General features: G+C 69.8%; 7 protein-coding genes. All 7 read right to left on the bottom strand.

Annotated elements, in window-relative coordinates; translation table 11 throughout:
• Positions 1-51 precede the first annotated feature (51 nt).
• Positions 52-1,746, bottom strand: coding sequence for a choline dehydrogenase (gene betA, locus Q0112_RS02680; protein ID WP_297971042.1), 1,695 nt, complete (start codon positions 1,744-1,746; stop codon positions 52-54).
• 12 nt (positions 1,747-1,758) lie between these two features.
• Positions 1,759-3,225, bottom strand: coding sequence for a cytosine permease (locus tag Q0112_RS02675; RefSeq protein ID WP_297971039.1), 1,467 nt, complete (start codon positions 3,223-3,225; stop codon positions 1,759-1,761).
• A 1-nt stretch (position 3,226) separates the two neighbouring features.
• The gene (locus Q0112_RS02670) at positions 3,227-3,391 is read right to left on the bottom strand and encodes a hypothetical protein (RefSeq protein WP_297971037.1); all 165 of its coding nucleotides are present in this window, start codon (positions 3,389-3,391) and stop codon (positions 3,227-3,229) included.
• Positions 3,392-3,439: 48 nt separating this feature from the next.
• Positions 3,440-4,330: a polysaccharide deacetylase gene (locus Q0112_RS02665; RefSeq protein WP_297971034.1), complete on the bottom strand. Its 891-nt coding sequence runs from the start codon at positions 4,328-4,330 to the stop codon at positions 3,440-3,442.
• A complete protein-coding gene (locus Q0112_RS02660) occupies positions 4,327-5,061 on the bottom strand; it encodes an SDR family NAD(P)-dependent oxidoreductase (protein WP_297971031.1) in 735 nt (244 codons plus the stop codon). Before Q0112_RS02660 ends, Q0112_RS02665 begins: the two co-directional genes overlap by 4 nt.
• Positions 5,058-5,834: an SDR family NAD(P)-dependent oxidoreductase gene (locus Q0112_RS02655; protein WP_297971028.1), complete on the bottom strand. Its 777-nt coding sequence runs from the start codon at positions 5,832-5,834 to the stop codon at positions 5,058-5,060. Before Q0112_RS02655 ends, Q0112_RS02660 begins: the two co-directional genes overlap by 4 nt.
• A gap of 4 nt (positions 5,835-5,838) precedes the next feature.
• On the bottom strand, positions 5,839-6,474 hold a 636-nt coding region (locus Q0112_RS02650), incomplete at its 5' end, for an arginase family protein (protein ID WP_297971026.1).

Raw genomic sequence — 6,474 nt, 5'->3', positions numbered from 1 at the left:
GGGACTTCGATCCCGATGTAGGTCCAAACCTAATCTTGCCGCGCGAGCACTTCAGGCGGCTGAATTCACGCACGACCGGATCGGAGCGCGCGGACGCTGCCGTTCCTCCCATCCCTCGGCCAGCCCGACGGGCGCATTCGAAGCGGGCAGGAGCGGACGGCCGCGGATCATGTCGGCGGCGCGCTCGGCCAGCATGATCGTCGGGGCGTTCAGGTTGGCGTTCGGCTCGCTCGGAAAGACCGACGAGTCGACGACCCTGAGCCCGTCGAGGCCGTGGACCCGGAGTTCGCTGTCGACCACGGCCATCGCATCCTCGCCCATCCGGCAGGTGCCGCAGGGGTGGTAGGTGCTCTCCATGGTCTGCCGCACGAAGGCGTCGATCTCGTCGTCGCTGCGCACGTCCTTTCCCGGCGCGATCTCGTCGCCGCGGAAGGGGTCCATCGCTGGCTGGGCGATGATCTCGCGGGTCAGCCGGACGCAACGGCGGAAGCCCTCGCGGTCCTCCTCGCGGTTGAGATAGTTGAAGAGGATCTCGGGGTGCTGGTGCGGGTCGGCCGAACGCACGCGGACATGGCCGCGGCTCTTCGGCTTGTTCGGGCCGGTCAGCACCATGAAGCCGTGGCCCTTCAGCGGCTGCTTGCCGTCGTAGCGCATGGCGGCGGGCAGGAAGTGGAACTGGATGTCCGGCCACTTCACCGAGGCGTCCGAGCGGATGAAGCCACCTGACTCGAAGTGGTTGGTCACGCCGAGGCCGCGGCGGAAGAGCATCCACTCGAGGCCGATCCTGAGCTTGCTCAGCGGGTCCATCCGGCCGTTCAGCGTGATCGGCTGCTTGCAGGCGTACTGGATGTAGATCTCCGAATGGTCCTGCAGGTTCTCGCCGACGCCGGGCAGGTCGTGCTGCACCTCGACGCCCGCCGCCCGCAGCATGGCGCCGGCGCCGATGCCGGAGCGCTGCAGCAGGTGCGGCGAGCCGATGGCGCCTGCGGCGACGACGACCTCGCGGGTGCAGCGGGCGGCCTCGACCTTGCCGCCGCGCTCGTATTCGACGCCCACGGCGCGACCGTTCTCGATGAGGACGCGTCGGGTCATCGCATGGGTGACGACGTCGAGGTTCGGGCGCGACATCGCGGGCTTGAGGTAGGCGTTCGCGGTCGACCAGCGCACGCCGTTCTTGATCGTCATGTGCATCGGGCCGAAGCCCTCCTGCATGAAGCCGTTCGGGTCGTCGGTCCGGTCGTAGCCCGCCTCGGCGCCGGCATCGACGAAGGCGCGGTAGAGCGGGTTCTCCATGTCGTTGCCGCTCGTCACGTGCAGTGGGCCGTCGCCGCCGCGGTACTCGTCGCCGCCGCCGGCGAAGGTCTCGGCCTTGCGGAAGTAGGGCAGGCAGCTGCCATAGCCCCAACCGCGGGCGCCGAGCGCCTCCCATTCGTCGAAGTCGCCGGCGTGTCCGCGCATGTAGACGAGGCCGTTGATCGAGGACGAGCCGCCGAGCACCTTGCCGCGCGGGCAGTGGACGCGGCGGCCGTCGAGGCCGGGCTCGGGCGCGGTGTGGTAGCGCCAGTTGTACTTAGTACCGTTCATCGGGATCGAGAGCGCCGTCGGCATCTGGATGAAGATGCTGCGGTCGCTGCCGCCAAACTCGAGAACCAGCACCCTGGTTCCCGGGTCCTCGGTCAGGCGGGCCGCCAGCACGCAGCCCGCCGAGCCGGCGCCGACGATGATATAGTCGTAGCTCGCGGTCATGGGTCCCCTCCGTCAGCGCGAGGTAGCGGGCGACACGGACCGGCCCCCGGGGCGCGCCGGATAGGCGCCCCAGCCGAGCCTCCGCGCGAAGGCGCGCGTCAGGCCGAGGTGGCAAAGGCCAGCCGCTAGGCAGGACGGGATCGACGCCGTCAAGTAGAGGAAGGCCGGTGCGTGCGCGAGCGACAGCGGGTTGAAGACGGAAACGTACACGCTGAAGCCGACAGCCAGGGAGAAGAGCCCGATCGGGTTGAACCCGCGCCAGAAGCCGTAGGCGGAGTCGGTGGTCGGCGCATGCAGGGCGCGCAGGTCCAGGCGCTGGCGGCGCAGGACGAAGTAGTCGGCGATGCCGATGCCGGCCAGTGCGCTGTTGAGCGCCGAGGTCCAGACGAGGAACTTGAAGAAGCCATCGTAGACGCCGGGCGTGAAGATCACGAGCAGCAGCGGCACGATGCAGAAGAGGAAGCAGAGCAGCTCCCACCCGATGGCGCGGACGCCAGCGGTGCCGACCTGACGCAGGCCGATCAGGGAGGTGTAGAGGATGTTCGCCATGCTGGTGATGTTGGCGAAGGCGACGAAGGCCAGAGCGACGATGCCGACGAGGATACCGCCGATCTGCGCCATCCAGATGGTCGGATCGCTGTTGCCGAGGGCGACCGCGGCGAGCAGGCCGACGATTTCGCCGAGCACGGCGGCGCCAAAGATACCGATCAGGTTCGGCCAGGTGGCGACGCGCTCGCTCTTGGTCAGCCGGGCGAGGTTGCCGAGATAGGGCCACCAGGACATGCCGGCGGCGATGTTGACCTCGATCGCGATGATGAAGTTCACGGTCTTGTTGTCGAACGGCGGATCGAGCGGCCCCATTGCCATCAGCTCGGAAAAGGAGTGCTTGGACAGGATGAGCGCCATCATCACGACCATCAGTACGACCAGCGCCGGCGCGACGATCATGTTGAAGAACTTGATCGAGGTCGGGCCCTTGGCGACGATGAACCAGGTCAGGAGGATCGCGCCGCAGGCGGCGACGATGACTTTGCCGCCGGTGGCGGGCGCCGCCGAGACCTCGCCGCCGGCCATCAGCGTCTGGAGTCCGTCGATCGAGTGGCCGAACATCAGCCCGAGTACGGCCAGCCAGCCGAGTGTGAGGAAGACCACCGCCAGCACGTAGACGAGGCGGGAGCCGTTGGCGCCGAACATGCTGCGCAGGAAGACGAACTGCTCGACGCCATAGCGGCCGGTGGCGACGCAGGTGGCGAGCGCGGTGATGACGACGCCGATGATGTTGCCGATGACGATGGCGGCGATGCCTTCCTTCGGCCCGACGAAGAGGCCGACGGCGCCGCCGATCAGGAAGGCCCAGGTCGCGATCGCCAGCGCGGCGTTGGCGTAGGTGAATTCCCAGAAGCCCCAGAGCCGCTCAGAGGGCAGCAGCGGGCCGTCTCCTCGCTCGGCGGCGAGGCGGTAGTCGCGGTTCTCGCTCATGTCAGTGCACCCAGATCCAGGGGCCGAGGGTGAAGACGACCGTCAGCGCGGCCATCGCGAAATAGTCGATCGAGCCGAGCCGCCCCGACCAGTCGCCGGTGGCCTCCATCTGTTCGTAGACGCGAATACGCCGTTCGAGCTCGCGTTCCCAGGCCGGGTCTTCCATGCTGCACGCTCCCTTGTTGTCGGGCCGAAGCCGGTTGCCTTCGCCCGTTCAGCCGACGCTGATCGGGGATCCGTAGTAGGGCAGTCGATCGACGCGCGGACTGTAGCGGCCGGAGGCGACGAGCCCCTCGACATGGGCCGCGATCTCCTCCATCGGCGCGAACCAGACGTCGCCGCGCGCCGCCACCGACTCGAGGAAGGCGTGCCAGACCCGCCAGCGCGCCAGGCGGCCGGTGGCGAAGGGGTGCACGACCGGCACCCAGAGCCCGCCGAATGCGTAGGCGGCCTCGAACTCCTGGCGGAACGCCTCGAAGCCCTGCTCGGGGGCGCGGATCGGCATCATGTAGTCGAGGTCGATCGACTGGACGTACTGCGGCCAGTCGTCGAGCCCCCAGTGCGAGGGCAGCTCGACGAGCCGCCCGCCGGTGGCCTCGAGCAGGTAGGGCTGGTCGTCGCCCATCAGCGAGGCGTCGTAGCGGAACCCGCGCGACACCAGCAGTTCCGCCGAACGATGCGAGAAGTTGTAGAGCGGCGCCCGCCAGCCGCGCGGCCGCTGCCCGGTCGCGCGCACGATCATCTCGATGCCGCGGTCGAGCCAGTGCGCCTCCTCGTCGTCGGACAGTTCGCGCGGATGCTCGTGCAGGAAGCCGTGGTGGGCGATCTCGTGACCGCCGGCGAGGATCGCGTCCACGGCGGCCGGATACTGCTCGATGCACCAGGCCGGGATGAAGAAGGTCTGGCGGATGCCGAGCGCGGCGTAGCTGTCGACGATGCGTGGCACCGCGACCTCGGGGCCGTAGCGCAGCATGGAAATCGCCGAGACGCGGCTGTGGCCGTCCTTGGGATGGCCGATGTGGATCAGGCTGTCGGCGTCCATGTCGAAGGTGACGCAGGCGGCGCAGCGGGCGCCGTTCGGCCAGGGGACCGGATTGCGGATCATGGCATGACGCTCCCGCCGTTGACGCCGATGCCCTGCCCGGTGACGAAGCTGCCGCCCGGACCGGCGAGGAACACCGCCATCGCGGCGATCTCCTCGGGCTGCCCGAACCGTGCGAGCGGGATGTCGAGCTCGCGCGCCCGCCATTCCTCGCTCATCTCGGCGGCGCCAAGCATCTCGGTGTCGATCGGTCCCGGGCAGAGCGCGTTGACGAGGATGCCCGGCGCGAACTCCTTCGCCCAGGAGCGCGTGAGGCCCAGCACCCCGTGCTTCGACGCGACGTAGGGCGAGAAGGTCTCGCGCCCGGAATAGGCGAGGTCGGACGCGGTGAGGATCACCCGGCCGCCCCGTCCCTGCATCAGCGCGATCGCCGCCTTGCCGACGAGGAAGCTGCCGCGCAGGTTGATGCCGATCACCCGGTCGAACGCCGCGACGTCAGTCTCGAGCAGCGGCGCCTCGTGGATCACGCCGGCGCAATGCACCAGGACGTCGAGCCCGCCGAAGCGACGCTCGACCTCCGCGAACATCGCCGTCACCGACCGTTCGTCGGCGACGTCCGAGACCAGCGCGACGTGTCCGGTGCCGCCGGCGAGCGACGCGAGCGTCGCATCGGGCTGCCGTATGTCGGCGCAGGCGACGCTGGCGCCCGCCGCGGCGAAGGCCCGCGCGCAGGCGGCGCCGATGCCGCGATAGGCGCCGGTGACGAGGACGCGGCTGCCGTCGAGCGCCGTCATGCCATCACCTCGCCGCGGTCGAGCATATAGGCCTGACCCGTGACGTCCCGTGCACCATCCGAGGCGAGGAACAGGTAGAGCGACGCCATGTCCTCGGGCTCGAGCAGGCCGGGGAGCACCTGGGCGGCGACGATCTCGTCGAGCAGCGCCTGCTCCGGTCGGCCGGAGCGGCGCGCCATGTTAGCGAGCGACAGCATCGCCGCCTCGGTGCGCACCCATCCCGGGCAGACCGCGTTCACGCGGATGCCCCGCGGCGCGAGCTCGTGCGCCATGCTGCGCATGAACCCGAGGTTCGCGTGCTTGCTCGCGACATAGGCCGAGAACTCCGGCACCGCGGTGCGGCTCCAGATCGAGGCGGTCAGGATGATCCGGCCTCCCTCGCCCATCCGCGCCACCGCGTGGCGCGTGACGAGATAGGTGCCGATCACGTTGATCTCGATGATCCGCCGGAAGGCCGCCTCGGCCTCCGGGTCGGCGATCGGCGTGATCCGCTCGAGCCCGGCGTTGTTCACCAGCACGTCGAGGCGCCCGATCTTGTCCATCGCCGCGGCGACGGCGGCCGCGTCGGTGATGTCGCACTCGATCGGGTGGCAGGTGGCGCCGGTGGCCGCGGCGATCTCCCGCGCTGCCTCGGCGACGGCCGGGCCGGTCGCCAGCAGGAAGATCTCGGCCCCCGCCTTCGCGTAGCCCTCGGCGACCGCCCGCCCGATCCCGCGGCTGGCGCCGGTGACGAGCACCCGCTCGCCGGTGAAGTCGTAGCGGATCGACCCCATTTGCTCAGCCCCGCACGGCGCGCTGGTGCAGCACGCGCCCGATCAGGTTCATCAGGACCTGCGCGGCGAGGATCGCCGTGGTGCCGGTGTGGTCGTAGTCGGGCGCCACCTCGACGAGGTCGATGCCGACGATCGTGCCCCGCGCCGCGAGCCCGGCGAGGATCTCGAGCCCCTCGTAGTAGATGAAGCCGCCGTGGCTCGGCGTGCCGGTGCCCGGCGCGATCGACGGGTCGAAGCCGTCGATGTCGATCGTCACGTAGTAGCGCGCGCCTTCGGGGATGCGCGCGAGCACACCCTCGATGCCGAGCTTGCGGATCTGCCGGACCGAGAGGATGTCAGACCCCATCGACCGCGCGGCCTCGTAGCCCTCCTTCGCCGTCGAGGACACGTTGCGGATGCCGAGCTGGGTCAGCCCGGTGACGTAGGGCTTCTCCGCGGCCCGGCGCATCGGGTTGCCGTGGCCGTAGCGCACGCCGTGGCGCTCATCGACGAAGTCGAGGTGCGCGTCGAGCTGCACGATGTGGATCGGGCCCTTGGCGGCGCAGTCCTCGGCGAAGGCGTTGACGCAGGGGATGTTGACCGAATGGTCGCCGCCGAGCACCACCGGCAGCGCGCCGGCGGCAAGGATGCGCCGGACGCC

It is taken from the genome of uncultured Amaricoccus sp., from assembly GCF_937858865.1.
In the GTDB taxonomy this organism is placed as follows: domain Bacteria; phylum Pseudomonadota; class Alphaproteobacteria; order Rhodobacterales; family Rhodobacteraceae; genus Amaricoccus.
The sequence above is the reverse complement of the archived record's forward strand: the minus strand, read 5'-3'. Positions and strand labels throughout refer to the sequence as shown.

Excerpts from the sequence above, each read along its gene's own strand:
- betA (WP_297971042.1), bottom strand. The coding sequence starts at position 1,746 with ATGACCGCGAGCTACGACTATATCATCGTCGGCGCCGGCTCGGCGGGC.
- Q0112_RS02675 (WP_297971039.1), bottom strand. The coding sequence starts at position 3,225 with ATGAGCGAGAACCGCGACTACCGCCTCGCCGCCGAGCGAGGAGACGGC.
- Q0112_RS02670 (WP_297971037.1), bottom strand. The coding sequence starts at position 3,391 with ATGGAAGACCCGGCCTGGGAACGCGAGCTCGAACGGCGTATTCGCGTC.
- Q0112_RS02665 (WP_297971034.1), bottom strand. The coding sequence starts at position 4,330 with ATGATCCGCAATCCGGTCCCCTGGCCGAACGGCGCCCGCTGCGCCGCC.
- Q0112_RS02660 (WP_297971031.1), bottom strand. The coding sequence starts at position 5,061 with ATGACGGCGCTCGACGGCAGCCGCGTCCTCGTCACCGGCGCCTATCGC.
- Q0112_RS02655 (WP_297971028.1), bottom strand. The coding sequence starts at position 5,834 with ATGGGGTCGATCCGCTACGACTTCACCGGCGAGCGGGTGCTCGTCACC.